The sequence below is a fragment of the Streptomyces justiciae genome (assembly GCF_015163075.1).
Classification (GTDB): Bacteria; Actinomycetota; Actinomycetes; order Streptomycetales; family Streptomycetaceae; genus Streptomyces; species Streptomyces justiciae.
Window position 1 is genome coordinate 907,141 of record NZ_JADDXU010000001.1, and the last position, 24,773, is coordinate 931,913.

At 71.3% G+C, this 24,773-nt stretch carries 24 protein-coding genes; 9 read left to right on the forward strand and 15 right to left on the reverse strand.

Translation table 11 applies throughout. The annotated features are described in order from the left end of the window. Positions 1-34 precede the first annotated feature (34 nt). On the forward strand, positions 35-454 hold the full coding sequence (locus IQ210_RS03975) for an organic hydroperoxide resistance protein (RefSeq protein ID WP_194076935.1): 420 nt from the start codon (positions 35-37) through the stop codon (positions 452-454). A gap of 279 nt (positions 455-733) precedes the next feature. On the opposite strand, the gene IQ210_RS03980 is transcribed toward IQ210_RS03975, so the two are convergent. Both IQ210_RS03980 and IQ210_RS03985 read right to left on the reverse strand, forming a co-directional pair. After that, positions 734-1,885: a serine hydrolase domain-containing protein gene (locus IQ210_RS03980; RefSeq protein ID WP_194076937.1), complete on the reverse strand. Its 1,152-nt coding sequence runs from the start codon at positions 1,883-1,885 to the stop codon at positions 734-736. Next, complete coding sequence (locus IQ210_RS03985) at positions 1,882-4,434, reverse strand: M14 family zinc carboxypeptidase (protein ID WP_194076939.1); 2,553 nt, start codon at positions 4,432-4,434, stop codon at positions 1,882-1,884. Before IQ210_RS03985 ends, IQ210_RS03980 begins: the two co-directional genes overlap by 4 nt. 170 nt (positions 4,435-4,604) lie before the next feature. Between IQ210_RS03985 and IQ210_RS03990 the strand changes: the two genes are divergently transcribed. Further along, positions 4,605-5,468, forward strand: coding sequence for a hypothetical protein (locus tag IQ210_RS03990; protein WP_194076941.1), 864 nt, complete (start codon positions 4,605-4,607; stop codon positions 5,466-5,468). Here the strand turns inward: IQ210_RS03990 and IQ210_RS03995 are convergent, their stop codons facing one another. Continuing rightward, on the reverse strand, positions 5,469-6,851 hold the full coding sequence (locus tag IQ210_RS03995) for a hypothetical protein (protein WP_228046747.1): 1,383 nt from the start codon (positions 6,849-6,851) through the stop codon (positions 5,469-5,471). On the opposite strand from IQ210_RS03995, the gene IQ210_RS04000 reads away from it, so the two are divergent. Continuing rightward, positions 6,850-7,635 (forward strand): EI24 domain-containing protein, encoded by a 786-nt coding sequence (locus IQ210_RS04000; RefSeq protein ID WP_194076945.1) that lies wholly within the window; start codon positions 6,850-6,852, stop codon positions 7,633-7,635. The genes IQ210_RS03995 and IQ210_RS04000 overlap by 2 nt on opposite strands. Further along, complete coding sequence (locus IQ210_RS04005; protein ID WP_194076947.1) at positions 7,632-8,246, forward strand: LysE family translocator; 615 nt, start codon at positions 7,632-7,634, stop codon at positions 8,244-8,246. The genes IQ210_RS04000 and IQ210_RS04005 overlap by 4 nt, the downstream gene beginning before the upstream one ends. On the opposite strand, the gene IQ210_RS04010 is transcribed toward IQ210_RS04005, so the two are convergent. Both IQ210_RS04010 and IQ210_RS04015 read right to left on the reverse strand, forming a co-directional pair. Continuing rightward, complete coding sequence (locus IQ210_RS04010; protein ID WP_194076949.1) at positions 8,218-9,453, reverse strand: pyroglutamyl-peptidase I family protein; 1,236 nt, start codon at positions 9,451-9,453, stop codon at positions 8,218-8,220. The genes IQ210_RS04005 and IQ210_RS04010 overlap by 29 nt on opposite strands. A 159-nt stretch (positions 9,454-9,612) precedes the next feature. Beyond that, positions 9,613-10,548 carry a LysR family transcriptional regulator gene (locus tag IQ210_RS04015; RefSeq protein ID WP_407699678.1) on the reverse strand — a complete coding sequence of 312 codons (936 nt, stop codon included), beginning with the start codon at positions 10,546-10,548 and terminating at the stop codon, positions 9,613-9,615. A gap of 50 nt (positions 10,549-10,598) precedes the next feature. Here IQ210_RS04015 and IQ210_RS04020 point away from each other — a divergent pair, with 50 nt between their 5' ends. Both IQ210_RS04020 and IQ210_RS04025 read left to right on the forward strand, forming a co-directional pair. Beyond that, positions 10,599-11,396 (forward strand): NAD(P)-dependent oxidoreductase, encoded by a 798-nt coding sequence (locus tag IQ210_RS04020; RefSeq protein ID WP_194076953.1) that lies wholly within the window; start codon positions 10,599-10,601, stop codon positions 11,394-11,396. A 9-nt stretch (positions 11,397-11,405) separates the two neighbouring features. Continuing rightward, positions 11,406-11,807, forward strand: a complete 402-nt coding sequence (locus IQ210_RS04025) for a RidA family protein (RefSeq protein WP_194076955.1) — start codon at positions 11,406-11,408, stop codon at positions 11,805-11,807. Here IQ210_RS04025 and IQ210_RS04030 read toward each other — a convergent pair. Continuing rightward, positions 11,779-12,360: a TetR/AcrR family transcriptional regulator gene (locus tag IQ210_RS04030; RefSeq protein WP_194076957.1), complete on the reverse strand. Its 582-nt coding sequence runs from the start codon at positions 12,358-12,360 to the stop codon at positions 11,779-11,781. The two genes, IQ210_RS04025 and IQ210_RS04030, sit on opposite strands and share 29 nt — an antisense overlap. 131 nt (positions 12,361-12,491) lie before the next feature. Between IQ210_RS04030 and IQ210_RS04035 the strand changes: the two genes are divergently transcribed. Continuing rightward, the gene (locus tag IQ210_RS04035) at positions 12,492-14,924 is read left to right on the forward strand and encodes a beta-glucosidase (RefSeq protein ID WP_194076959.1); all 2,433 of its coding nucleotides are present in this window, start codon (positions 12,492-12,494) and stop codon (positions 14,922-14,924) included. A gap of 78 nt (positions 14,925-15,002) precedes the next feature. On the opposite strand, the gene IQ210_RS04040 is transcribed toward IQ210_RS04035, so the two are convergent. Together IQ210_RS04040 and IQ210_RS04045 are read right to left on the reverse strand one after the other, a co-directional pair. Further along, a complete protein-coding gene (locus IQ210_RS04040) occupies positions 15,003-15,977 on the reverse strand; it encodes an aldose epimerase family protein (protein ID WP_194076961.1) in 975 nt (324 codons plus the stop codon). Positions 15,978-15,992: 15 nt separating this feature from the next. Further along, positions 15,993-16,886, reverse strand: a complete 894-nt coding sequence (locus IQ210_RS04045; RefSeq protein ID WP_194076963.1) for an SGNH/GDSL hydrolase family protein — start codon at positions 16,884-16,886, stop codon at positions 15,993-15,995. Between the two features lie 269 nt (positions 16,887-17,155). Here IQ210_RS04045 and IQ210_RS04050 point away from each other — a divergent pair, with 269 nt between their 5' ends. Next, positions 17,156-17,650, forward strand: a complete 495-nt coding sequence (locus tag IQ210_RS04050; RefSeq protein ID WP_059192193.1) for a DUF3145 domain-containing protein — start codon at positions 17,156-17,158, stop codon at positions 17,648-17,650. A 79-nt stretch (positions 17,651-17,729) separates the two neighbouring features. On the opposite strand, the gene IQ210_RS04055 is transcribed toward IQ210_RS04050, so the two are convergent. The 5 genes from IQ210_RS04055 to fasR form a co-directional block, all read right to left on the reverse strand. Further along, positions 17,730-19,001 carry a beta-ketoacyl-[acyl-carrier-protein] synthase family protein gene (locus IQ210_RS04055; protein ID WP_194076966.1) on the reverse strand — a complete coding sequence of 424 codons (1,272 nt, stop codon included), beginning with the start codon at positions 18,999-19,001 and terminating at the stop codon, positions 17,730-17,732. Between the two features lie 85 nt (positions 19,002-19,086). Continuing rightward, positions 19,087-19,335 carry an acyl carrier protein gene (locus IQ210_RS04060; protein WP_015660680.1) on the reverse strand — a complete coding sequence of 83 codons (249 nt, stop codon included), beginning with the start codon at positions 19,333-19,335 and terminating at the stop codon, positions 19,087-19,089. Between the two features lie 82 nt (positions 19,336-19,417). Then, the gene (locus IQ210_RS04065) at positions 19,418-20,419 is read right to left on the reverse strand and encodes a ketoacyl-ACP synthase III (protein WP_194076968.1); all 1,002 of its coding nucleotides are present in this window, start codon (positions 20,417-20,419) and stop codon (positions 19,418-19,420) included. Positions 20,420-20,436: 17 nt separating this feature from the next. Then, a complete protein-coding gene (locus tag IQ210_RS04070; protein WP_194076970.1) occupies positions 20,437-21,360 on the reverse strand; it encodes an ACP S-malonyltransferase in 924 nt (307 codons plus the stop codon). 89 nt (positions 21,361-21,449) lie between these two features. Continuing rightward, positions 21,450-22,655 carry a fatty acid biosynthesis transcriptional regulator FasR gene (gene fasR, locus IQ210_RS04075; protein WP_194076972.1) on the reverse strand — a complete coding sequence of 402 codons (1,206 nt, stop codon included), beginning with the start codon at positions 22,653-22,655 and terminating at the stop codon, positions 21,450-21,452. 74 nt (positions 22,656-22,729) lie between these two features. On the opposite strand from fasR, the gene IQ210_RS04080 reads away from it, so the two are divergent. Next, the gene (locus IQ210_RS04080; protein WP_194076974.1) at positions 22,730-23,380 is read left to right on the forward strand and encodes a pirin family protein; all 651 of its coding nucleotides are present in this window, start codon (positions 22,730-22,732) and stop codon (positions 23,378-23,380) included. Here the strand turns inward: IQ210_RS04080 and IQ210_RS04085 are convergent. Next, positions 23,377-24,201, reverse strand: coding sequence for a serine hydrolase domain-containing protein (locus IQ210_RS04085; RefSeq protein WP_194076975.1), 825 nt, complete (start codon positions 24,199-24,201; stop codon positions 23,377-23,379). The genes IQ210_RS04080 and IQ210_RS04085 overlap by 4 nt on opposite strands. A gap of 18 nt (positions 24,202-24,219) precedes the next feature. Next, complete coding sequence (locus tag IQ210_RS04090; RefSeq protein ID WP_194076976.1) at positions 24,220-24,690, reverse strand: GNAT family N-acetyltransferase; 471 nt, start codon at positions 24,688-24,690, stop codon at positions 24,220-24,222. Positions 24,691-24,773 lie beyond the last annotated feature (83 nt).

The following is a 24,773-nucleotide window of genomic DNA, read 5'->3' on the forward strand; positions in this document are numbered from 1 at the left end:
CGAGTCGCGGCGGAACGAGGAGGAGACCCACCGCATGTCCATCCAGCAGTCCGACGTCCTGTACACCGCCGTCGCCACCGCCGAGAACGGCCGCGACGGCCGCGTCGCCACCGACGACGGCCGCCTCGACGTCGTCGTGAACCCGCCGAAGGAAATGGGCGGCAACGGCGAGGGCACCAACCCCGAGCAGCTCTTCGCCGCCGGGTACAGCGCCTGCTTCCAGGGCGCGCTGGGAGTCGTCGCCCGCCAGACCAAGGCCGACATCAGCGGCTCGACGGTCACCGCGAAGGTGGGGATCGGGAAGAACGACGACGGGTTCGGGATCATCGTGGAGATCTCGGCGCACATTCCGAATGTGGACGCTGCTACGGGGCGGGCGCTGTTGGAGCAGGCTCATCAGGTTTGCCCTTACTCGAAGGCGACGCGGGGGAACATCACGGTGACCCTGGTCTGAGGTTGCTCGTTGTGTGCGAGAGGGCCGTACCCGTGGACGTCGGGTACGGCCCTCTTGTGCGAGGTGCGCTTAGTAGGCGCCTCCCACAGTTGGCGTGCTGAATGTCTGGGTCGGTCGCCTACGGGGCGCTCTCAGCCGGTGTCGAGAGCGCGATCGTGCTCGGCCCTTCGGGCCTCCGCGCGTTCGCACTCTCGACACCGGCGCGCCCCTTCGGCTCCCTCCCGGCCGGTGGCCCGCAGAGAGTGGGACTTGGTGGGCCTGTGCTGTGGGTTTTGGGGTTCAGTTGGCCAGCGCTGCTGTGTGTATCGCCCTTACCAGAGCGTTGTTCTCTGGGGCTGCTCCGCCTGGGAAGGCGAGCCTGCGGCGGGTGTAGCCGTAGGCCAGGCCGCTGCGGGGGTCGGCGAAGCCCTGGGAGCCTGCTGCGCCGCTGTGGCCGAAGGCGCCGGCGCCCAGGAAGGGGTGCCAGGTGTCGGCCGTGGCCTGGAAGCCCAGGCCGTAGGAGCGGTGGGCGCGGGCGATCAGGTCGTAGCCGATGGAGTGGATCTGGCCGACCTCGGCGATCGTGTCCGGCTTGAGGAGGGGTGGGCGGTCGTTGAGTTCGCTGATCGCCGCCGCGTACATGCCGGCGATGCCGCGGGCCGCGGCCACTCCGCCCGCGGAGGCCGGGCCCTTGGCGCGTACTTCGCGGGAGTTGGCGAAGTCCACCAGGTCGGTTGGGTCCGGGACGTGGGCGTTGAACGCGATCGAAGCCAGGGTGTGCGGGCCTTGGGGCGACGCGTCGATCAGGGACTGCTGTTCGGGGGTGGGGAGCATCGGCTGGATCGGGCGGTAGCGGGGCTCCTGGGAGGCGGGGAGGCCCAGGTGGAAGTCGAGGGAGTACGGGGCGCGGACTCGTTCCTCCCACAGGTCCTGGATCGTGCGGCCCGTGGCGCGGCGGACCACCTCGCCGGTCAGGGCGCCTATGACCAGTGCGTGGTAGCCGAAGGCCGTGCCGGGGCGCCAGAACGGGCGCTGGTCGGCGAGGCGTTCGGCGATCGCGCGGTCGTCGGCCATCTCGGCCCGGCTGAAGCCGGCGTCCAGGCCGACCAGGCCCGCCCGGTGCGCGAGCAGGTCGCGGAGGGTGAGCCCGCCCTTGCCCTCGGCCCCGAACTCCGGCCAGTAGTACGTCACTTTGCGGTCGAGTTCCAGCGTGCCGTCCTGGACCAGGAGCGCCACGACCAGGTGCGCGGCGCCCTTCGTCGAGGAGAAGACGGCGTGGAGGGAGTCGGCCTCGTTGCCGTCACCGGTCCACAGGTCGACGACCCTGCGACCGTGGACGTAGGCGCACAATTGGCCCTCGTAGTCGGGGCGTTCACCGGCCACGAACGCGGCGAACTCCTCGCGCACCGCCTCGAAGCCGTCGGCGACGGTGCCGTGGATCTCCTGCGTCATCCGCTCTCCTTGACTGCTGCCATGCTGAACAATGCCCGTGCCACCTGCGGGAATTCTCCCTTCGGGTGGTCCCGGAAGAGAGGCTCGGTGCCGAAGAGGACCGCCTGCGGACCGCTGATCACCGACGGTTGTCCGGCCGCGGCGGTCGGTCCGGCGGTGCCGTCCTCCAACGGGCGCCAGTGCCCGGAGACCAAGGGGTTGCCGGTCGCGTACGACTGCTCCACGCGGACCCCCGGCCCGAGGTCGGTGAACCAGACGGGCGCGTACACGAAACCGTAACCCGGGGTGCCGGTGGTGATCGGTCCCGCGTTCACCATGCGGACCACCCCGTTCGCGTCCCCGTTGCCCTCGACGGGCTTCGCGGCCAGGAGGCCGGTGGCCGCGCTCAGTTCGGCCCCCGTGATCCCTCGTCCGACCAGGCCATGACCGGCGGTGGGAGAGAGGAATGCGTCGAGGGCTGTGCGGGCCGTTGCCGTCAGCTCGCCGTACTCCAATCCCGTCGACACCATCAGCACATCCGTCGCCGACCAGTCGAACCCCGCGTTGAGGGCCGCCGTCGACACCGGCGTGACCTCGAAGTTCATCTCGCGCAGGGCGAAGAGCTCGCCCGGGGTGACCGCGGCGGCCACGCGCGTGCGGTGGAGGGGGGTGGCGCCTGTGAGGCGGGTGGCGTCGAAGGTGACGTTGTAGGTGCCGGCGGTGGTTGTTGCCTTCGGACGGGCCGACGCCGGGACGATCGCGGTGCCGCCGTCCGCCGTGGCCCGTACCGGAACGCCTTGCTGGAGGAGGGAGTTGACGGCCGCGATCGCCGCCGGGTCGTCGAGCCGCAGGCTCAGATCGCCGCGCGGGGCGACCCGGCCGACGGTCGTGGCCTCCTGTACGGCTCGCAGCGGGAGGCCCGTGAGCCTCCCCGTCGGCACGGCTGTCACCTCGGCGCCCCACAGGCGGCCCAGGCTCCAGCCCGAGATGTCGTACATCACCGACACCTTGTCGCTGATGTCCCGGCCGTCCGCCAACAGGACGTTCGCGAGGCCGCGTTTGGGCTGGTGCATGTCGACGACGTACGAGCCCTTCGGGTAGGTGCGGCCGGACAGGCGGATGGGCTTGGTGGCGCGGGTGACTCGGACGTCGTTGGCCAGGAGGTGGTTCACGAGGCGGGCGGCGGCCGTCTTGCCGGACGGGATCACGTACGCCCGGGGGAAGGTGGTGGTGTAGACGTCCTCCGGGCCGATCCCGGGGACGCCCGGCACGGTCTCCGAGGACACCGGCACCTGCGCGGCCCCTGCCGCCCCGCGCCGGAAGACCTCGATCTGGTCGGTGATGAGTGAAGTCCGGCGCGCCTGTACGAAGTCGAGCGTGGCTCGGATCGCGGCGCCTGCCACGGCCGTGTTGACGGTCGAGCGGCGGCGGAGTTCTTCGACCGGGAGGCTGGTGTAGGCCGAGTTGTTCACCTGGAGCGGGATCTCGACCGTGTGCGCGGCGACCGTGCCGTGGAAGGCCGCGTACTGCGGGGTGAAGATCGGCGGCCAGTCGTCCCAGCCCTCCTGCTGGTCCCGGAACGGGATCTGGGCCGGTTCCACGCCGTCCTTCGCGGGCATGTAGCCGAGGCCGTTGACGGCGGCCTCCATGCCGAGGGCGTTGGCGTAGGTGTTCTTCAGGAAGAGGTCGTACTCGTAGTTCTCGCCGTGCGGGGGAGTGGTGGGCTCGATGAGGGTGCCGTTGACGTATCCGTGCAGGTCGAGCATCACAGCCGGCTGCTTGTCGATCTCGATCTGTCGCATCGCGCGCGTCTCCGGCTGGGAGGCGGTGACGAAGTCCCGGTTCAGGTCGAAGCCGTTGGCGTTCGCGCGGGTTCCGGCGATACGGCCGTCGGGGTTGGCGGTGATGTTGAAGTACAGGCGTGAGTGGGCGAGGAGGTCCGCCGTGCGCTTGTCCTTGGCGGTGGCGAGCTGCTCGATGAGCTTGAGGGAGGCGTCGGTGCCCTCCCACTCGTTGCCGTGGATGTTGTTGTTGAAGAAGACGGGGGCTTTGTAACTCGCTCTGATTTCGGCTGACTTGGCGGCCGTCGCCGGGGCGTTCTCGATGAGCGCCCGCATCCGTTCCTGGGCGCGGGCCTGGCGGTCGGACTCCGGGGCGGTGACGGTGACCAGGTAGAGGCGGTGCCCGCCCGCCGACTTCCCGGTCACCTCGACGCTCACCCGGTCACCGAGGGCCTGGAGCGCGTTCAGCTTCGGGGCGATCGCGTGGTACGGGGTGAGGCCCAGCTTGATGGACTTGTCGGCGGGGTTCTCGGGGTCGGGGGAGAGCACCTGCTCGCGCGGATAGCCCGTGATCGGGTTGCTGGTGGGGGCGGCGGTGTCGAGGGCGCGCGCGGCGGCGCTCGCCGGGGCCTGGGCGGCGCGCTGGTCGAGGGCGGGCTCGTGGCGGGTGGGGGCGGGCTCGGGGTCCGCGCCCGCCGGGTGCGGGGTGAGGAGCAGGGACCCCGCCGTGGTCAGGGCGAGGGTGGCGATCAGTACGGGTCTCGCAGGGGCGGTTCTCGTGGTGCGCACGGGTCGTACCTCCTCCGGGAGCTTCCTGAGATCGGTACGGCGACATGTACCTGTTCGACTCAACCGGAACAAGAGGGAGTTGGTGTCACGGATGCCCCGGATGGCGCATCTCGGGGGACTCGGACGGGGCATGCTGAGGGCGAACGAGCCGAGGACGAGGAGAGCCACCCATGGCAACCATCCCTTCGCTCCCCAGCAGGGACGACGTGCTGCGCATGGCCCGCAGCACGACGGACATCACCGGCCAACTCCTGGACACCGCGGGCAACATCACCAGGATCGCGATCAACACCTTCGACCCCAGAGACGGTTCGGGCCAGGAGGTGCTCCGGGTCCTGCGGCAGACCACCGCCGAACTGGCCGAGGCCAGCGCGTCGCCCCAGGCGCAGGAGGCGTTCTACCGCATCGTCGACACTCTGACCCGCCTCGGCACGAGCGGCGCACCCCTGGCCGTGCACCCCGTCAGCCAGCCGGCTCAGGCCCTGCTCACGGCGCTCGGCGACAGTCTGCTGCCGGTGCTGGACGCGGTGGAGCCGGCGGTGGAGGAGTTCGCCACGGCACTGGGCGACCTCGTGGAGGCCATGTCCCCGCTGCTCCCCGCCGCGGCGGGCCTCGCGGCCGGCACCCTCCTCGCCCTCACTCCGCTGATCCGCTCGGCGGCGGAGGTCCTGCGGGACTCGTCCCCCGAACTCCGCCGCATCGCCGACGCGTTGACGGCCGCCCTGGCCCCGCTGATGCCGCTCCAGGTGGCCCTGGCGGAACGCGCGGCCGGAGCGGGCGCGGGCGTCGTCCGAGCCTCCCTCCAGCCCCTCGCCGACCTCACGGAGGCGGCAGCCGCGACGACCAAGGCGGCCGGGCCGGTGCTGGTCGCGGGCGAGGAGCTGCTGGTGGCGGGTCTGGAACACCTCCAGCCGGTCCTGCTGGCCGGCGCCTCCCGCGCGGGGCGGGTGGCCCGGGCGGCGGCGATACGGGTCTCCGCGGCGGTGAGTCCGGCTGCGGAACCGGGGGTGATGGTGTCGGTGGCGGCCGTCTGATCAGAAGGGGGGTTCGGTGGACCAGGGGTCGTCGGGGTCGGTCGCCTTGTTGCCCCACCCGCCGGGTACGACGACTGGCTTGGGCTCGGGCTCGGACAGGAGCGTCACGGCGTCCTCGATGCGCCCCTGCATGATGCGGATCTCGGCCAGCCGCATGCCCGTACGGTCGCTCGCCTCCAGCACCTCCGCCGCCTCGTCGAGCCGCCCCTGCTCCGTCAGCAGCTCCGCCAGCTCGTCCGCCATGTACCAGACGTCGGCTTCGGGATGGGCCCGCAGCTCGGCGAGGGCCGCCTCCTGACGTCCGCACCCGGCAAGGAGTCGTACCCGCCAAAGGAAGAGGTCCGCTGGCATGCCGCCGTTCTCGCGCGCAATGTCGTCGATGATCGCGAGCCCTTCCTCGGCCCGCCCCCGCTCGATCAGCAGGGTGCACAGCTCAGGGAGAATGCACTCGTCGTCGGCGCACCCCTGCAACGTCTCGATCGCCTCGTCGAACCGGCCGGCGGCCTTCAGCAGCTCGGCCCGCTTCCACACGGCGTTCCGCCCCCATTGCGCCTCGACGAACGGCTGGAGCACCTCCAAGCCCTCGTCCAGCAGCCCGCGCTCAACCAACAGGTCGGCGAGGCGGAAGGCGGCGTGGGAGCCTCCGTCTCCCGCCACGAACTCCCGCAGCTCGCCATCCCGCCCGTACCGGGCCAGCAGGTCGGCGAGCTGCTCCACGACGTTCACGTACGTGACGTTGTCCCGCCGCGCGAACGACCGCAGCAGCTCCACCGCCTCGTCGACCCGCCCCTGCCGCTCCAGGACCTTCGCCCGTCGGCCCGCCAGGGCCGCGTCGTCCTGACAGCGGCCACGGCACTCCCGCCCCGGATCGGGGAGCAACGCCAGCACCTCGTCGTCCCGCCCGCCGCCCCCGGCCAGCTCGGCGAGCGCGTCGGCCAGATACCAGTCCTCGACGCCAGGCGCCAGCAGCGCGATCACCTCGTCGACCCGCCCCTGCGCGGCCCGCAGTTCCGCCAGCCGTCGTACCGCGAGCCGTTCCCCGCCCTCCGCGTGCGGCCGTACGAGCGCGACCGCGTCGTCGAGCCGGCCCCACTCCTCCAGCAGCTCGGAGACGGCGTCCGCCGCACCCCACCACCCTGTGTCGACGTACGGCCGCAACAAGGCCAGGGCGTCCTCGGCGGCGAGCAGCTTCGCCACGCGCCGCGCGCACAGCCAGTCACCCGCCTCGGCCTGCCGCCGCACCACGTCCAGGTGCCCGCGTTCGATGAGGAGGTCGGCGATGGCGGTCGGTATCCAGCCCTTGTAGGTCCTGGCCCGCAGGGAAAGTTCGGTGGCGTCCACGACCGCGAACCCTAACCCGCCCGCCCGATAGAGTTCGGCCATGCGCGATCTTGGGGCGGGGTTCAAGTACCTCCTGAAGGGCCAGCGGTGGGTGGCCCGGCACGGCAAGCAGTACGAGTTCGGGCTGATTCCGGGACTTATCACCCTCGTTCTCTACGGGGCGGCCCTGGTGTCGCTCGCGATCTGGGGTGACGACTTCGTCGCCTGGGCGACACCGTTCGCCGACGACTGGTCGAGCCCTTGGCTCGGCCTCTTCCGTGGCTTCCTCACCGTCGTGCTGTGGGCGCTCGCCCTGGCCCTCGCGGTGCTCACCTTCACCGCGGTCACGCTGCTCATAGGTCAGCCCTTCTACGAGAGCCTGTCGGAGAAGGTCGACCGTGACGTCTCCCCGGACGGCTCCGCCCCCGAGTCGAACCTCCCGCTCTGGCGGGAGCTGTGGATCTCGGCGCGGGACAGCCTGCGGATTCTCTTCCGTGCCCTGCTGTGGGGCGTCCTGCTCTTCGCCCTCGGCTTCATCCCGTTCGTCGGGCAGACGGTCGTCCCCGTCCTCGGCTTCTTCGTGACCGGCTTCTTCCTCACCGAGGAACTCGTAGCCGTCGCGATGCAGCGCCGTGGCGTCGAACTCCGCGACCGGCTCGCCCTGTTGCGCTCCCGCAAGACCCTGGTCTGGGGCTTCGGCACGCCTCTGGGCCTGGCCTTCCTGGTCCCGTTCGTCGCGGTGTTCCTGATGCCGGGCGCGGTCGCGGGCGCCACCCTCATGGCCCGCGAACTGCTGGGTGAGGAGACACTGGACGACTCCGACGACGTGGAGGAAATCACCTCATGACCGAGATATTCGCCGTCGCCGTCATCACCGTCCTGGCCGTCATCGCCCCCGGCGCCGACTTCGCCATGGTCGTCCGCAACAGCTACCTCCACGGCCGCCGCACCGGCCTCCTCGCCGCGACCGGCGTCGCCGCCGGCGTCCTGGTCCACGTCACGTACACGATGCTCGGCGTGGGCCTGCTGATCGCCTCCTCCACCTTCCTGTTCACGATCATCAAGCTGGTCGGCGCGGCCTACCTCGTCTACATCGGCGTCCGCACCTTCCGTGCCCGAGGCGAGGTCGAGGTCGACCTGGAGACGAAGTCGGACCTCACGCCCCTCCAGGCCCTGCGCTCCGGGTTCCTCACCAACGTCCTCAACCCCAAGACGACCCTGTTCGTCGTCTCGACCTTCGCCCAGGTCGTCAGCCCCGGCACCCCGGTCTACCAGCAGGTGGGCTACGGCCTGTTCATGTCGCTGGCCCACCTGCTGTGGTTCGGCGTCGTCGCGGTCTTCTTCTCGCACGACCGGATGCGCACCCTGATGCTGCGCGGCCAGAAGGTCCTCAACAAGGTGATCGGCTCGGTCCTGGCCGGCCTCGGCGTCAGCCTCGCGTTCGCTCCGTCGCACTGACGGCGACCGTCAGGATCGCCCGCACCTGCGCGATGATGTCGAGCCGGTTAGCCACGAACTCCGGGTCGGTCACCTCGGTCGTGTTCCCGGCCCCGAACTGGAGCACGGGCGTGTGCACATGCCCACCCGGCAGCCGGTCGTGCAGCCCCAGCCGGTCCCGCAACAGCGTGGCGCGATAGGCGATCTCGTTGGACAGATAGTTCCCGCCGCCCCCGGCCCGGGCCGTCGACCCCTCCGTCGGCCCGTCCGGGCGGACGACGGGGTCCGTCCCTCCAGCAGGTATCTCGGTCACGCTGGTGTTGTCGTAGACGGGGAACCGGCCGGTGGTCGCGGCCACAATCGCCTTGTACGGCAAGGTGGTCGTCGTCCACTGCGGCTGCGAGGCCGGATCGGCGACCGGCACGGTCTCCGTCCGGCTCACGTTCTCGTTGTCCGGGAACCCGCCCCGCCAGGCCCCGTTGGTCCGCTCGACGTCGAACCGCCCGACGCGCCCCTGACTGACGGTCGTGAACAGGTCGACCTTCCTCAGATAGGGCCGAAGTGTCCGCTCGACGGTCCCGTCCGCGAAGTCCTGCCACCGCACCGGGAACATGGCGGTCTCCACCCGGGCGGGCCCGTCCGCCGTCTGGATCACCGTCCCGTCGAGGGCGAGTGCGGTGGCCCCGGACGGGTTGGAGATCCGGATGTCCCGGTCGAGCGTGAACGGATCGAAGCCGGTGACGAGGACGCGCTTGTGGGGGCCCTTGGGATAGTGGATGTCGGTCTGCCCGCGCGAGGTCCGCTCCAACTGGTCGAGCAGCGCGGCCCGTTGGGCGTCGCTGAGCCCGAACGCCGGCTCCCATCCCCGCACCTCCCTGGTCATCCCCAACCGCGCCCAGTACAGCGGCCGATCGTCGTCCCGGCTCAGATCCCCACCGGCGGGCCCACGCCCCTGCGCCCGGTCGACGGCCCGCTTCCAGAGGGCCGACCCCTCGCGTACGACGACCCGCCGGGCCTGCGCGTAGGAGCGCGCCGCCCCGAGGGCCTCGGCGAACTCCGGTGCCACGTCATCGAATCCGGACCGCGCAAGAATCTCCTGCGGCACCGCGTTGCCGAGCCGCTGCTCCTCGACGGTGGCGGTGGTGGCCTGGGCGGGGTGCGGGGTGGCGGTGAGCCCGGCCACCAGGGCGAATCCGAGGACACCGATCCGAACACGTAGGGAAGTCACGGGAGTTCAGCCTCCGTATGGTGTGGGGGGAGTGGCTAGAAGTATTGCGTGACAGAAGTGGTCTACGCCACGGGGCGCGACTTGAAGGGTGCCGGTGCGCCAACGCCGTTAAGGGGCGCGGGGAACTGCGCGACCAGCCCCCACCGGCCCGCAGATTCGTCACCACCCCATCCGCGAAGCCTCCCGCAACGCCACCACAAACGCCTCCACCACCGGCGCCACCACCCGCCCCCGCACCGTCGCCGCATACACAGCCCGCGCCGACCCCCCGTCATCCAACACCGGCACCAGCGCGACATCCGCCCGCACCGACCCCGCCGCCAGCGCCGGCACCAACGCCACCCCCAGCCCCGCCGCCACATACCCCTGCTTGGCCGTCCACTCGGCGACGACATGCGAAACCCGTGGCCGAAACCCCTCCCGCAGGGCCGCATCCAGCAACGTCCCCTCCGGACGCGCGCTCCCCGAGATCCACTCCGCGTCGGCGAACCGCCCGAGCCGCACCAGCCCTCCACCCGCCAGCGGATGCCCGGCGGGGACGGCGACGTACAGGGACTCGTCAAGGAGATGGTGAAGGTCGTACGACTCCAGCGGCGGACGCCCCGTCGTCGAGACGACCGCCAGATCCAGATGCCCGGCGGCCAGCCGCTCCAGGAGCCTCGGTGTGAGCCCCTCCTCCCGGGCGACGCGCACCTCCGGATGCCGGGCCCGGAACACGGCCAGCGCCTGCGGCACCAGCGCCGCGTCGGCCGTCGCGAACGCCCCGAACCGCAGCCGCCCGCCCGCGAGTTCCCGCAGGGACGCCAACTCGCGCCCGGCCCCGCGCAGCGCCTCGGCGACGGTCTCCGCGTACGGCACGAGCACCCGGCCGGCCTCCGTGAGCCGTACGCCGCGCGGCAGCCGGTCGAAGAGCGGGGCACCGCCCAGCGCCGCCTCCAGTGAGGAGATCTGCCGGGACACCGCGGACTGGGTCCAGCCGAGGTTCCGCGCGGCGACGGTGAAGGACCCCTGCCGGGCCACCTCCAGGAACGCCCGCAGCCAGACGGTCGAGAGGTCGAGCGCCTCGAATTCATGCGAGTTCGGCATGGCAGCCATGCTAGACATTCGCTTGTCGCATCTGTCAGGCGCCGCATAGCGTCGTCGTCATGGAGCACATCGCATTCCTGGGCCTCGGACACATGGGCGCCCCCATGGCTCGCCGACTCCTCGCCGCCGGCCACCCGTTGACCGTCTGGAACCGCACCGCCGAGAAGGCCGCGCCCCTCGTCGCCGAGGGAGCCGTCGCGGCCGCGTCGCCCGCCGACGCCGTACGGGACGCCGACGTCGTGATCACCATGCTCGCCGGGCCAGAGGCGCTGGAGGCGGTCACGGGGGCCATCTCACCAGCCTTGCGCCCCGGCACTCACTGGATCGACATGTCCACCGTCGGGCCCGAAGCCGTACGGCGCCTCGACCGGTTCACCGGGGTCTCCGTCGTCGACGCCCCGGTCATGGGCAGCACCGACAAGGCCGCCGCGGGCACGCTCGGCATCCTCGCGGGCGGTGACACGGCCCGCGTCGAGCACGTCCTCGCGCATCTCGGCACCGTCACCCGCACCGGGCCGCTCGGCTCCGGCGCCGCGCTCAAGCTCGTCGTCAACTCGGCCGTCATCGGCGGGATCGCGGTCGTCGCCGAGGCGCTGCGGCTCGCCGACGCCCTCGGCCTGGACGGCGAGACGGCCCGCGCGGCCCTCGCCAACAGTCCTCTCGGGGGAGCCGTGGCCCGTGCCTTCGCGGAGGGCGTCCACTTCGACACGGCGCTCGCGGTCAAGGACCTCGCCCTGGCCACGCAGGCCGCCGAACTGCCCGTGACCGAGGCCGCGTTGACCCACTACCGGCGGGTCGCCGAACCCGGCACCGACATCTCCGTGGCCGCCGCCCGCATCCGTACCACCCTCAGCTGAAGGAACCCCGTGAAGATCACCCTCGACAACCCGGCCTCCGCGCCCCAGCCCCTGAGCCCCTACTACTCCCAGGTCGCCCGCGTCGAACAGGCCGACGGCAGCGCCCTGTTGTTCCTCTCCGGCCAGATAGCCGAGGGCGACACCCTCGCCGAGCAGAGCCGGGGCGTCTTCGAGACCATCGAGGCGCTGCTGAAGGCGCACGGCGCCACGCTCGCCGATGTCGTCAACATCCGGACCTATCTGACGGACATCGGCCGCCTCGCCGAATACGGCGCCGTACGACGGGAGTTCCTCACCGGCACCCCGCCCACCAGCATGACCTTCGAGGTGCCGCGGCTCTTCAAGGAGGAGGCGCAGATCGAGGTGGAGGTCGTCGCCGCGGTCAGTGCGGGTTCTCGCCCAGCAGCGTGAGGAAGTCCCGGAAGGCGCCCGGCATGTCCACCGACTCGGGGTCCAGCAGCCACTGGTACTGAAGTCCGTCCATCACGGCCACCAGCAGCGGTGCCGTGCGCTCGGGGGTGAGTCCGTTCGGCAACTGGTCCCCGTACTCGGCGCGCAGCACCGCCGCCATGTTTTCGCGCACCTTCGCATAGCGCTCGGTGAAGTAGCCGCGCGCCGGGTGCCCTTCGGTGACGCTCTCGCCGAGCAGCGCCGAGAAGGTCTGGATGATGCCGGGCCGCATCGCGTTGTACTCCACCAGCGAGACGAGCAGATCGACCCGCCACTGGGTGTCCGGCACCGCGTCCCACTGGTCCCGCTCGGTGAGTACGGCGACGAGCAGCGCGTCCTTGGTCGGGAAGTAGTGCAGCAGCCCCTGCTGGGTCAGGCCGACCCGCTCGGCGACCGCGGCCAGGCTTGCCCCCCGGTAACCGCGCTCGGCGATCACCTCCAGCGCTGCCCGCACGATCTCCGCGCGTCGCTCCTCGCTCCTGACCCTGGCGTTCATGAGCTCACCGTACGGCATGACCGTATGCCAAATGTAACGTAGAGATAACGAAACCTACCGGTCTACAGGTAACGGGTGCACGATGGGAGAACCGCGGGCCGCCGCACAGGCCCTCGCGGACCGCACAGCCCCGAAACCAGGAGGACCCAATGGCGGGCGCCCACTCCACCACCCCGGCCGACCACGCCCGCGAGGCCGCCGTCGAGGCCGCCCTTGGCAAGCTCGACCTGGACGCCAAGGCCCGGCTGCTGTCCGGCCAGGACATGTGGACGCTGCCCGCCCTGCCCGAGATCGGCCTCGAGTCCCTCGTCATGTCCGACGGCCCGATCGGCGTCCGCGGCGTGCGCTGGACCGCCGACGACCCGTCGATCGCGCTGCCCTCGCCGACCGCCCTCGGCGCCACCTGGGACCCCGAACTCGCCCGCCGCGCAGGCGTCCTGCTCGCCCAGGAGGCCCGCCGCAAGGGCGTCCACGTGCTGCTCGCCCCGACCGTCAACCTGCACCGCTCCCCGCTCGGCGGCCGCCACTTCGAGGCCTACAGCGAGGACCCGTACCTGACCGGTCTGATCGGCGCGGGCTATGTGAACGGCGTCCAGTCCGGCGGCGTCGGCACCACCGTCAAGCACTTCGTCGCCAACGACGCCGAGACCGACCGCTTCACCGTCGACAACGTCGTCTCCGAACGGGCCCTGCGCGAGCTGTATCTGCGGCCCTTCGAGCTCATCGTCGAGAACGCCCACCCCTGGGGCATCATGACCGCCTACAACCAGGTCAACGGCGTCACCATGACCGAGCACCACCACCTGGTGAACGGCATCGCGCGCGGCGAGTGGGGCTTCGACGGCTACAACGTCTCCGACTGGATGGCCGCCCGCTCCACCAAGGGCGCCATCGAGGGCGGCCTCGACGTCGCCATGCCGGGCCCGCAGACCGTCTACGGCCCCGCGCTCGCCCAGGCCGTGCGGGACGGCGAGGTCGACGAGGCCAAGGTCGACGCCGCCGTCCGCAACGTCCTGCGCCTGGCCGCCCGCGTCGGCGCCCTGGCGGACACCGAACCCGTCGTCACCGAACTCCCCGACACCGTCGACGGCCAGGCGCTGGCCCGCGAGATCGCCCGCCGCGCCTTCGTCCTGGTGCGCAACCAGGGCGCCCTGCCGCTGAAGCCCGGCAGCGTCGCCCTCATCGGCGCCGCCGCCCGCGACGCCCGTGTCCTCGGCGGCGGCTCCGCCACCGTCTTCCCGTCCCGGATCGTCTCCCCGCTCGACGGCCTCACCGCCGCCGTCCCCGACCTGACGTACGCCGTCGGCGCCGACCCGAACACCGAACTCGCCGTCGCCGACAAGGGCTTCACCCTGCGCGCCGTCTGCCGGGACGCCGACGGCCAGGTCATCGGCACCGGCTCCGCGCCCAACGGCCAGATCCAGTGGATGGGCAGCGACCTCCCCGACGGCGTCACGCACGACGCCCTCCACACCATCGAGCTCACCGGCACCTTCACCCCGCGCGACAGCGGCACCCACACCTTCGGCATCAAGGGCGTCGGCGCCTTCACCCTCACCGTCGACGGCACCACGTACTTCGACACCGTCCAGCCGCCCGGCGACACCAGCGACCCCTTCGAGGCCTTCTTCGGCTCCCCGGTGCCCCGCGCCGAGGTCGAACTCACCGCGGGCGAACCGGTCGAGGTCTCCCTCACCCACGTCTTCCACCTCCCCGAGGACCTCCCCTTCGCGGTCATCGCCTTCGCCCTCGCCAACCAAGAGCCGCAGCGCGACCCCGACGAACTGATCGCGGAGGCCGTGGCGGCCGCCCGGGACGCCGACACGGCCGTCGTCGTGGTCGCCACCACCGACCGCGTCGAGTCCGAGGGCTTCGACCGCAAGGACCTGAACCTCCCCGGCCGCCAGGACGACCTGGTCCGCGCCGTCGCCGCCGCCAACCCGAACACCGTCGTGGTCGTCAACTCCGGCTCCCCGGTCGAACTGCCGTGGCGCGACGACGTCGCCGCCGTCCTGCTCAGCTGGTTCCCCGGCCAGGAGGGCGGCGCGGCCCTCGCCGACGTCCTCACCGGCGCCCACGAGCCCGGCGGCCGCCTCCCCACCACCTGGGGCTCCCTGGACGCCGCCCCGGTCACCAAGGTCACCCCGCAGGAGGGCCGGCTCCCCTACACCGAGGACGTCTTCATCGGCTACCGCGCCTGGGCCAAGGAGGGCCGCACCCCCTCGTACCCCTTCGGCCACGGCCTCGGCTACACCGACTGGGCCTACGAATCCGTCGAGGTCACCGGTACGACCGTCAAGGTCCGCGTCCGCAACACCGGCGAGCGTGCCGGCCGTGAAGTCGTCCAGGTCTACCTCGCGCCCGCCGAGCCGGGAGACCGCCCGGAGCGCGCCCTCGCCGGCTTCGCCGGGGTCGAGGCGGCCCCCGGCGAGACCGCCGAGGTCACGGTCGAGATCCCCCGCCGGGCCTTCGAGACCTGGAACGAGGAGGAGGGGGCGTGGTCGTTTGTGAAGGGTTCGTACGAGATCCAGGTCGGCCGCTCGATCACGGACCACCGCCTCACCGAGACGATTAACGTCTGATCCGGGACAAGTCTCCCCATGAGCAGCCCCGGCCCGGGACCTGACACCCGGGCCGGGGCAAATGCTTTCCCGGCGACGTCAGCGCGTGCCGAACGCGTACACCGTCTCCGAGCGGAACACCTCGCCGGGGCGCAGCACCGTGCTCGGGAACTCGGGGTGGTTGGGGGAGTCGGGGAAGTGCTGGGTCTCCAGCGCCACGCCGTCGCAGGGGGCGAAGGGCTCGGGCAGATGGTCGGCGGTGTACAGCTGCAGGCCCGGCTCGGTGGTCGAGACGGTCAGTACGCGGCCGGAGGAGGGATCGTGCAGCTCGGCGACCTCGACGGGGGTGTCCGTCACGCCCTTGTCGAGCACGAAGTTGTGGTCGTAGCCCGACCCGGTCTTGCGCCCCTCCCGGAAGTCGAACCGCCCGCCCGTCACGTCCTCCAGCACCCCGGTCGGGATCAGCTCCGCGTCCACCGGCGTGTACCGGGAGGCGGCCAGCCGCAGCTCATGACCGCCCGCGTTCCCGGACCCGGCCAGGTTGAAGTAGCTGTGGTTGGTGAAGTTGACGACGGTCGGCGCGTCCGTCGTCGCCTCGTAGGCGATCCGCAGCGCCCCGTCGGCGTCCAGCGCGTAGGTCACCGAGACGTCGAGCCGCCCCGGGAACCCCTCCTCGCCGTGCGGACTGACCCGCGACAGCCGCAGCCCGTGCTCGCCGGCGGGCTCCACGTCCCACACCCGCTTGTCGAAGCCGCGCTCACCGCCGTGCAGCGAGTTGGGCGCGCCGTTGGGGGCGAGCGCGTACGTCACCCCGTCCAGCGGGAAGCGGCCACCGGCGATCCGGTTCGCGAACCGGCCGATCAGGGCGCCGAAGTAGGGCCCGGTGTGCGTGAGATAGCCGTCCAGCTCCGCGAACCCCAGCACCACGTCCTGGACGCGCCCGTCCCGGTCCGGCACCTCCACCGACTGCACGATCCCGCCGTACGACAACACCCGCACCCGCACACCGGCCCGCTCCAGCGTCCAGCGGTGAACCGGGGTGCCGTCGGGAAGTGTGCCGAAGAGTTCGTTCATGTGCGGAACTTTAGGTCACGCGGCGGGAGCGGTGATTTTCCGGTAGGCGATCTCGGCCAGACGCGCCTGGCCGTTCACACTCGGGTGGAACCAGTCCCAGTGGCTCAACTGGTCGGTCCCGAACCGGTACGCGTAGACCGCGCCGCCGTCGAAACGGCACCGCTTGTCCTTCGCGCACACCGTCTCCAGCACCTCGTTGTACGCCTCCACCCGGTCCTGCACGGTGTCGCGCCGCTCGGTCGCCGCCGCGGCCAGATCGTCGGGGTCGCCCAGCATGGACGGGCATATCCCCAGCTTCCACACCTGCTTGCCCAGCGGATTGGTCCGCCCCTGCGACCACAGCCGCTTGAGATCAGGCACGCTCGCCACATACACCTGCGCCTTCGGCGCCGCCGCCCGCAGCGTGTCCATCGCCTCCTCGAACTGCGCCCGGAAGTCCGCCACCGACGTCATCGCCGCGGCCGAGTCCCGGCACGCGTCATTGGCCCCCGCCATCACCGTCACCAACTCCGGCTTCCGCGTCGCCGCCTGCGCCATCTGCCCGGCGAGATCGGCCATCCGTGCCCCGGTCACCGCGTAGTTCCAGCTGGACGACGCCGCCTTCGCCCGCCCCAGCAGGCGTACGGCCAGACTGTCGACCTCGGTGTCGCTGCCGGTCGCCCACGACGCCTCCGTGCAGTCCTTGAGCAGCGAACAGGCGTCGAAACCCCGGGTGATGGAGTCACCGACCGCGGCGAGGGACGCCGGACTGCGGTCCCACAGTGGCGTCGGCGACGGGGACGGCTTCACTCTCTGCGCCGCGGTGCCGGACGGCTCCGACGCGTTGCCACCGACGGCATCGCACCCCGCGACGCCCAGAACACCCGCCGTCACGACGGCGAGAACGGCACGCGCACCACGGCTACGCATCCCCTGGTGACCCCCTCGGTCGACATGCAGTCCCTTGCGAAATTCGTCCCCCTCCATGACAACGCACGGGAGTTCCCGACCATGCCCCGGGAACCCCGAACCCCCCGTACTAGCGTCCTGCCGGGTGAATGGCGGGCGTTTCCCGGCACCGGGACCGACGGTACGTCACACTCCTTGCGCCGCCGCACGGTAGCCTCGCCATCAACGTGGCTGCCGCCACCGCCACTCATCTCGTCCGCACAATGGTCCCGCTCTGCCCGGAGGTCCCGGTGACGACACGTGGAGTCCTGTACGTGCACTCCGCTCCGCGCGCGCTGTGCCCGCACGTCGAGTGGGCCGTCGCCGGAGTGCTCGGCACGCGCGTCAACCTCGACTGGATCCGGCAGCCCGCGGCCCCCGGCACCTGGCGCTCGGAGTTCTCCTGGCAGGGCCAGCCGGGCACCGCGTCCAAGCTCGCGTCGGCCCTCAGAGGCTGGCACCTGCTCCGCTTCGAGGTGACCGCCGAGCCCTGCCCCACGGCCGAGGGCGAGCGCTACAGCTGCACCCCCGACCTCGGCATCTTCCACGCCGTCACCGGCATCCACGGCGACATCCTCATCCCCGAGGACCGGCTGCGCGCCGCCCTGACCCGCTCCCAGCAGGGCGAGACGGACCTGGAGGCCGAGATCGCCAAACTCCTGGGCAAGCCGTGGGACGACGAGTTGGAGCCGTTCCGGTACGCGGGAGAGGGAGCACCGGTGCGCTGGCTGCACCAGGTGGTCTAGCAATCGTGGACACGCCGAAGGGCCCCCACCGGCCGGTGGGGGCCCTTCAGTTACGTACGAACGCTTCTCAGAACGTTTCTCACACGGTGCGGAACGCCAGCACCACGTTGTGCCCGCCGAAGCCGAACGAGTCGTTCAGCGCGGCGATACGGCCCTCCACGGGCAGCTTGCGCGCCTCACCGCGGACGACGTCGGCGTTGGCCTCCGCCTCCGGGTCGAGGTTCTCGACGTTGATGGTCGGCGGCGCCACCCGGTGGTACAGGGCGAGGATCGCGGCGACGGACTCCACACCACCGGCACCACCGAGGAGGTGGCCCGTCATGGACTTCGTCGCGGACACCGCGAAGTGGTCGGTGTCGTCGCCGAACACCTTGCGCAGCGCCTTCAGCTCGGCCACGTCACCGGCCGGCGTCGAGGTGGCGTGCGCGTTGACGTGCACGATCTCCGCCGGGTCCAGGTCGCTGTTGTCCAGCAGGTTCTGCAGGGCGTGGGCGATGCCCCGGCCCTCCGGCTCCGGCTGCACGATGTCGTGGCTGTCGGCGGAGATGCCCTGCCCCACGGCCTCGGCGTACACGCGGGCACCGCGCTTGGCGGCGTGCTCCGCGGACTCCAGGACGATGACACCGGCACCCTCGCCGAGCACGAAGCCGTCGCGCGCGGTGTCGTAAGGACGCGAGGCGCCCTGCGGGTTCTCGTTGTTCTTGGACATCGCCATCATGTTGCCGAACGCGGCGATCGGCAGCGGGTGGATCGCCGCCTCCGTGCCACCCGCGACGACGACGTCGGCGCGGCCCGTGCGGATCATCTCGATGGCGTAGCCGATGGCCTCCGCGCCCGAGGCGCAGGCCGACACCGGGGTGTGCACACCGGCGCGGGCGCCGACGAGCAGACCGACGTTGGCCGAGGGGCCGTTCGGCATGAGCATGGGGACGGTGTGCGGGGAGACGCGGCGGACGCCCTTCTCCTTCAGCACGTCGTACTGGTCGAGCAGCGTCGTGACGCCACCGATGCCGGAGGCGATGACGGCCCCCAGACGGTCGGGGTCCACGGCGGGGTCCTCGCCGGCCTTGGCCTCGAACCCGGCGTCCGCCCACGCCTCCTTGGCCGCGACCAGCGCGAACTGCGCCGAGCGGTCGAGGCGGCGAGCCTGCGGCCGGGGGATGACCTCGGTCGGCTCCACGGCGACGGGCGCCGCGATACGGACGGCCTGGTCGGCCGCCCACTCCTGCTCCAGGGGCTTCACACCGGACTTGCCGGCGATCAGACCCTCCCAGGTAGAGGCTGCGTCGCCACCCAGCGGTGTGGTTGCGCCGATACCGGTGACGACCACGGTGCGATTGGTCGGGCTCACGGGAAATCTTTCTCCAAGTATCACGAGGATTCAGCGGCGCCACCGCCGGGTGGCGGGGCCTTGGCAGCCGGGCCTAAGGGGTGGCTCAGGCCTGGTGCTTGAGGATGTAGTCGGTCGCGTCGCCGACCGTCTTGAGGTTCTTGACGTCCTCGTCCGGGATCTTGACGTCGAAGCGCTCTTCGGCGGCGACGACGACCTCGACCATGGACAGCGAGTCGACGTCCAGGTCGTCGGTGAAGGACTTGTCCAGCTGGACGTCCTCGACCGGGATGCCGGCGATCTCGTTCACGATGTCGGCGAGACCGGCGACGATCTCTTCCTGAGTGGCGGCCATGTGAGGCGCTCCTTCTTCTTGATCCAGAGGGTGTGGCAGGTGGTGCTTCCCGCACCGGACCGTGTGATCCGGCACGGAGTGCCTAGGGGAGGGTAACGACAGTGGCGGCGTAGACGAGACCCGCCCCGAAGCCGATGACGAGCGCGGTGTCGCCGCTCTTGGCCTCGCCGGTCGCCAGGAGCCGCTCCATCGCGAGCGGGATCGAGGCGGCCGAGGTGTTGCCGGTGGTGCGAACGTCACGGGCGACCGTGACGGACTCCGGCAGCTTGAGTGTCTTCACCATCGAGTCGATGATCCGCTCGTTGGCCTGGTGGGGAATGAAGACATCCAGGTCGTCCGCGGTGATGCCGGCGACGTCCAGCGCCTCCTTGGCGACCTTCGCCATCTCGAAGACGGCCCAGCGGAACACCGCCTGGCCCTCCTGCGTGATGGCGGGGAACTTGGCGACCTCGCCGGAACGGTAGTCCGTCCACGGCACGGTCTGCTTGATCGTCTCGGACTTGTCGCCCTCGGAACCCCACACCGTCGGGCCGATGGCCGGCTCCTTGGAGGGGCCCACGACGACCGCGCCGGCACCGTCACCGAACAGGAAGGCCGTCGCACGGTCCTCCAGGTCGGTCAGGTCGCTCAGCCGCTCCACGCCGATGACGAGCACGTACTCCGCCGAGCCCTCGACGATCATGCCTTTGGCGAGGGTCAGGCCGTAGCCGAAGCCCGCGCAGCCGGCGGAGATGTCGAACGCGGCGGCCTTGTTCGTGCCCAGCTTGTCGGCGATCTCCGTCGCCACGGCCGGGGTCTGCTTGAAGTGCGAGACCGTCGAGACGATCACGCCGCCGATCTGCTCGGCGGAGATCCCGGCGTCCGCGATGGCCTTGCCGGACGCCTCGATCGACATCGCGGCGACGGTCTCCTCGTCGTTCGCCCAGTGCCGGGTCTCGATGCCGGAGCGCGAACGGATCCACTCGTCGGACGAGTCGATCGTCTCGAGGATCACCTCGTTGGGCACGACCCGGGTCGGGCGGTAGCCGCCCACGCCCATGATCCGCGCGTACGGGGCGCCCTTGCTGGGCTTGATCTTCGACATTGCTCGTTGGCTCCTTTTCAGGCGCTCTGCTCGGCGATGAGCTCGCGAGCGGCGTCGAGGTCGTCGGGGGTCTTGAGCGCCAGGGTCTTCACGCCCGGCAGGGCACGCTTGGCGAGCCCGGTGAGGGTGCCGCCCGGGCACACCTCGACGAGCGCGGTGACGCCGAGCTCCTTGAACGTCTCCATGCACAGGTCCCAGCGGACCGGGTTGGCGACCTGGCCGACCAGCCGCTCCAGCACCTCGGCGCCGGTGGCGACGGTCCGCCCGTCCTTGTTGGAGACGTAGGTGACCTTCGGGTCGGCGGGCGCGAGCTCCTTGGCGGCCTCGGCCAGGGCGTCGACCGCCGGGCCCATGTGGTGCGTGTGGAACGCGCCGGCCACCTGAAGGGCCACGACCCGGCGCACGCCCTCGGGCTTGTCCGCCTCCAGCGCCGCGAGCTGCTCCTTGGTGCCGGCGGCCACGATCTGACCGGCGCCGTTGACGTTCGCCGGCGTCAGCCCGAGCTTCTCCAGGTGCGGAACCGTCACCTCGGGGTCGCCGCCGAGCAGCGCCGACATCCCGGTCTCGGTGATCGCGGCGGCCTCGGCCATCGCCAGACCGCGCTTGCGTACGAGGGTGAGGGCGGCGGTGTCGTCGAGGACACCGGCGAAGGCGGCGGCGGTGATCTCACCGACACTGTGCCCGGCGACGGCACCCGGGGCGACGCTGCCGATGTCACCCAGTGCCGCGGCGGACAGAATCCCGGCCGCGACCAGCAGCGGCTGCGCCACCGAGGTGTCACGGATGGCGTCCGCGTCGGCCTGTGTGCCGTAGTGGGCAAGGTCCAGCCCGATGGCGTCCGACCACGCGGCGACGCGGTCGGCGGCACCGGGGAGTTCGAGCCAAGGAGTCAGGAAGCCGGGCGTCTGGGCGCCCTGGCCGGGAGCGACGAGTACGAGCACTCTCACACTCTCTCTTGTGGACGGCCACGGCCGCCCGTGGGGACAGGGACGAAGAACACGAGGGGGTTTTGTGGGCCCCCGACAAAAGCCTAGAGCTGGAGATCGCCGTCGGCCAGACGCCCCAGGATCAGCGCGATCCGCAACGTGAACGCCGAACGTACATCCGAGGGCGACCAGCCGGTGACGTCAGTCACACGTCGAAGCCGGTAGCGCACGGTGTTGGGATGGACGAAGAGCATCCGGGCCGCGCCTTCGAGACTGCTCGCCTGTTCGAGATAGACGGAGAGCGTCTCCAGCAGCGCCGACCCGGCCTCCTCGAGCGGTCTGTAGATCTCCTCCACCAACTGCTCGCGGGCGCTGGGGTCACCGGCGATGGCACGCTCCGGAAGCAGATCGTCCGCCAGCACCGGACGCGGGGCGTCCTGCCAGGCGGAACACGCCTTCAGCCCCGCCGCGGCGGCCTGCGCGGACCGGGTCGCGGCCAGCAGATCGGGTACGACGGGCCCGGCGACCACCGGCCCCGCCGCATACGGCCCGATCAGCGACTTGGCGACCCCGATCGGATTGTCGCTGCCGCCCGCGATGACGACGAGCCGGTCGCCGAGCACCCCGGTGAGCACCTGGAGCTTGGCGTGCCGGGCGGCCCGCCGGATGGCCTCGACGGTCAGCTCGGAGTCCCCGTCGGGGGCGGTGCCGAGGACGACACACACATGCTCGGGAGCGTTCCACCCGAGAGCGGCGGCCCGGGAGACAGCCCCCTCGTCGGCTTCCCCGCTGAGCACGGCATTGACGACGAGCGACTCGAGCCGGGCGTCCCAGGCACCCCGTGCCTCCGCGGCCTGGGCGTACACCTGGGCGGTGGCGAAGGCGATCTCGCGGGCGTACACGAGAAGGGCCTCACGCAGGATGGACTCGTCACCGGGCGCCGCGACCTCGTCGATCGCGGACTCCATGACCTCGATGGTGGTCCGCACCATCTCGACGGTCTGCCGCAGCGTGATGGCCCGGGTCAGCTCGCGGGGAGCGGTGCCGAAGACGTCGGTGGAGATGGCCTGCGGAGCGTCGGGATGCCGGAACCACTCGGTGAAGGCGGCGATACCGGCCTGCGCGACCAGCCCGATCCAGGAACGGTTCTCCGGGGGCATGGCCCGGTACCACGGCAGTGTCTCGTCCATACGCGCGATGGCCTGCGCGGCGAGAGACCCGGACGACTTCTCCAGCCTCTTCAGGGTCGCGGAGTGCGGATGGACGACGGATGCGGCGGCTGCGGTGTTGCCGGTTTCGGGTTCGGGCACGGGACAAGACTGCCTTATCCGGACGGGAGCATGCGCTGGCGGGGTCCGGGACGGGGTCTACGGTGGGCTTTGTGATGGATGTGCGACGCGCCGACGAGCGCTACCCGGGGGGCGATCAGGCGGCCGGGATCGACTCCCGTCACGCCTTTTCCTTCGGGGCCCACTACGACCCCGACAATCTGCGCTTCGGCGCGATGATCGCCTGCAACGAGGAGCGGCTCGCGCCTGGTGCCGGGTTCGATGAGCATCCGCACAGTCACACCGAGATCGTGACCTGGGTGGTGGAGGGCGAGCTCACGCATCGGGACACGGCGGGGCACGAGACGAAGGTGTGCGCCGGGGACGTGCAGCGGCTGAGTTCCGCCGGGGGCGTCCGGCATGTGGAGCGCAACGACGGGGACCGGCCCCTGACCTTCCTTCAGATGTGGCTGGCCCCGCAGGAGCCGGGCGGCGACCCCGCCTACGAGATCGTCCGCGGCATCGCCGACTCCACCCCGTACGCCGTCCCGGAGGCCGCCGCGATGCTCCACGTACGGCGCCTCGCGGCGGGGGAGCGGACGGCGGTGCCGGACGGGGCGCACGTGTACGTCCATGTCGTACGCGGTGAAGTCCGGCTGGCCGGCGAGGCGTTGGGGCCCGGCGACGCGGCCCGGATCACCGACGCCGAGGACATGGACGCCGTGGCGGTGACGCGGGCCGAGCTGCTGCTGTGGGAGATGGCCTAGCGGCCGCGGAGTTCGGCGAGCACCGCGTCGGTGAACGGCGGCCACGCCTCCACCGCCCACGGCCCGAACGCCCGGTCCGTCAGCGCCACGCAGGCCGCGCCCGCGTCCGGGTCGATCCACAGGAACGTACCGGACTGACCGAAGTGCCCGAAGGTGCGCGGCGAGGAGGAACTCCCCGTCCAGTGAGGGGACTTGGAGTCGCGGATCTCGAAGCCGAGGCCCCAGTCGTTGGGGTTCTGGTGGCCGTAGCCCGGCAGGACGCCCTTCGTGCCCGGGTACTGGACCGTCATCGCGTCGGCGACCGTGCGCGGGTCGAGCAGGCGCGGTGCCTGGACCTCGGCGGCGAACCGGACGAGATCCCCGACCGTCGACACACCGTCCTTGGCCGGCGAGCCCTCCAGCGAGGTCGACGCCATGCCCAGCGGCTCCAGGACCGCCTGGCGCAGGTACTCGGCGAAGGGGATGTCCGTCGCCTTCGCGATGTGGTCGCCGAGCTGCTCGAACCCGGCGTTGGAGTACAGCCGGCGCTCACCGGGAGGCGCGGTCACCCTGTGCTCGTCGAAGGCCAGCCCCGAGGTGTGGGCGAGCAGATGCCGGACCGTCGCCCCGGCGGGCCCCGCCGGCTCGTCGAGCTCGATCGCGCCCTCCTCGTACGCGACGAGCGCCGCGTACGCCGCGAGCGGCTTGGTGACCGAGGCCAGCGGGAAGCGCCGGTCGACGGGCCCGTGGGTACCGAGGACCGAACCGTCGGCCCGTACGACACCCGCCGCGGCGGTGGGAACCGGCCAGTTCTCGATCAGCGCGAGGCTCTTCAGCGACATGCCGTCGAGACTAAGCGCTCACAGGCTCAGCTCCAGCAACGGGTCCGGCTTGGGCAGGAAGCCCAGGGAGTCGTACAGCGTCCTGGCCTCGGTGGACGCGGTGAGCTGGACACGGCGGACACCGCGCTCACGGAACCACTCCAGCAGCGCGGTCATGCCGGCCCGCGCGTACCCCCGCCGCCGGGCGTCCGGGTCGGTGGCGACACTGAAGACGAACCCGACGACACCGTGCGGGTTGCCCGCCTTGCCGATCCGGTACTCCACCGTCCCGCACACCAGCGCGGCCAGCGCCTCGGGCCGCTCGGGGTGGTCGACGACGAACGCGGCGAAGTCCCCGTCCGCCTCCGCCAGCCGGGACTCCAGCACCGGCAGCGATTCCGTGTGCCACTCTGTGGACGGGTCGGCGTCGGTCATCGAGTCGATCATCACCTGGCGCAGCCGCAGCACTTCCTGGGCATCCTCGGGCTCAGCACGTCGTACGAGACTCATGTCCCGCACGCTAGCCACCGCGCCCCGTCCCGTCCTGCGGATTTCTTACCTGTTCCGCTTGCTTGGAGTGCACTCCAAGGTTT

What these genes read in the sequence shown, in the direction of transcription:
- IQ210_RS04020 (WP_194076953.1), top strand. Translation starts at nt 10,599, where the DNA reads ATGGAGCACATCGCATTCCTGGGCCTCGGACACATGGGCGCCCCCATG.
- IQ210_RS04080 (WP_194076974.1), top strand. Translation starts at nt 22,730, where the DNA reads ATGGATGTGCGACGCGCCGACGAGCGCTACCCGGGGGGCGATCAGGCG.
- IQ210_RS04000 (WP_194076945.1), top strand. Translation starts at nt 6,850, where the DNA reads ATGCGCGATCTTGGGGCGGGGTTCAAGTACCTCCTGAAGGGCCAGCGG.
- IQ210_RS04005 (WP_194076947.1), top strand. Translation starts at nt 7,632, where the DNA reads ATGACCGAGATATTCGCCGTCGCCGTCATCACCGTCCTGGCCGTCATC.
- IQ210_RS04015 (WP_407699678.1), bottom strand. Translation starts at nt 10,548, where the DNA reads ATGGCTGCCATGCCGAACTCGCATGAATTCGAGGCGCTCGACCTCTCG.
- IQ210_RS03995 (WP_228046747.1), bottom strand. Translation starts at nt 6,851, where the DNA reads ATGGCCGAACTCTATCGGGCGGGCGGGTTAGGGTTCGCGGTCGTGGAC.
- IQ210_RS04085 (WP_194076975.1), bottom strand. Translation starts at nt 24,201, where the DNA reads ATGTCGCTGAAGAGCCTCGCGCTGATCGAGAACTGGCCGGTTCCCACC.
- IQ210_RS04035 (WP_194076959.1), top strand. Translation starts at nt 12,492, where the DNA reads ATGGCGGGCGCCCACTCCACCACCCCGGCCGACCACGCCCGCGAGGCC.
- IQ210_RS03980 (WP_194076937.1), bottom strand. Translation starts at nt 1,885, where the DNA reads ATGACGCAGGAGATCCACGGCACCGTCGCCGACGGCTTCGAGGCGGTG.
- IQ210_RS04030 (WP_194076957.1), bottom strand. Translation starts at nt 12,360, where the DNA reads ATGCCGTACGGTGAGCTCATGAACGCCAGGGTCAGGAGCGAGGAGCGA.
- IQ210_RS04090 (WP_194076976.1), bottom strand. Translation starts at nt 24,690, where the DNA reads ATGAGTCTCGTACGACGTGCTGAGCCCGAGGATGCCCAGGAAGTGCTG.
- IQ210_RS03975 (WP_194076935.1), top strand. Translation starts at nt 35, where the DNA reads ATGTCCATCCAGCAGTCCGACGTCCTGTACACCGCCGTCGCCACCGCC.
- IQ210_RS04040 (WP_194076961.1), bottom strand. Translation starts at nt 15,977, where the DNA reads ATGAACGAACTCTTCGGCACACTTCCCGACGGCACCCCGGTTCACCGC.
- IQ210_RS04065 (WP_194076968.1), bottom strand. Translation starts at nt 20,419, where the DNA reads ATGTCGAAGATCAAGCCCAGCAAGGGCGCCCCGTACGCGCGGATCATG.
- IQ210_RS04045 (WP_194076963.1), bottom strand. Translation starts at nt 16,886, where the DNA reads ATGCGTAGCCGTGGTGCGCGTGCCGTTCTCGCCGTCGTGACGGCGGGT.
- IQ210_RS03990 (WP_194076941.1), top strand. Translation starts at nt 4,605, where the DNA reads ATGGCAACCATCCCTTCGCTCCCCAGCAGGGACGACGTGCTGCGCATG.
- IQ210_RS04060 (WP_015660680.1), bottom strand. Translation starts at nt 19,335, where the DNA reads ATGGCCGCCACTCAGGAAGAGATCGTCGCCGGTCTCGCCGACATCGTG.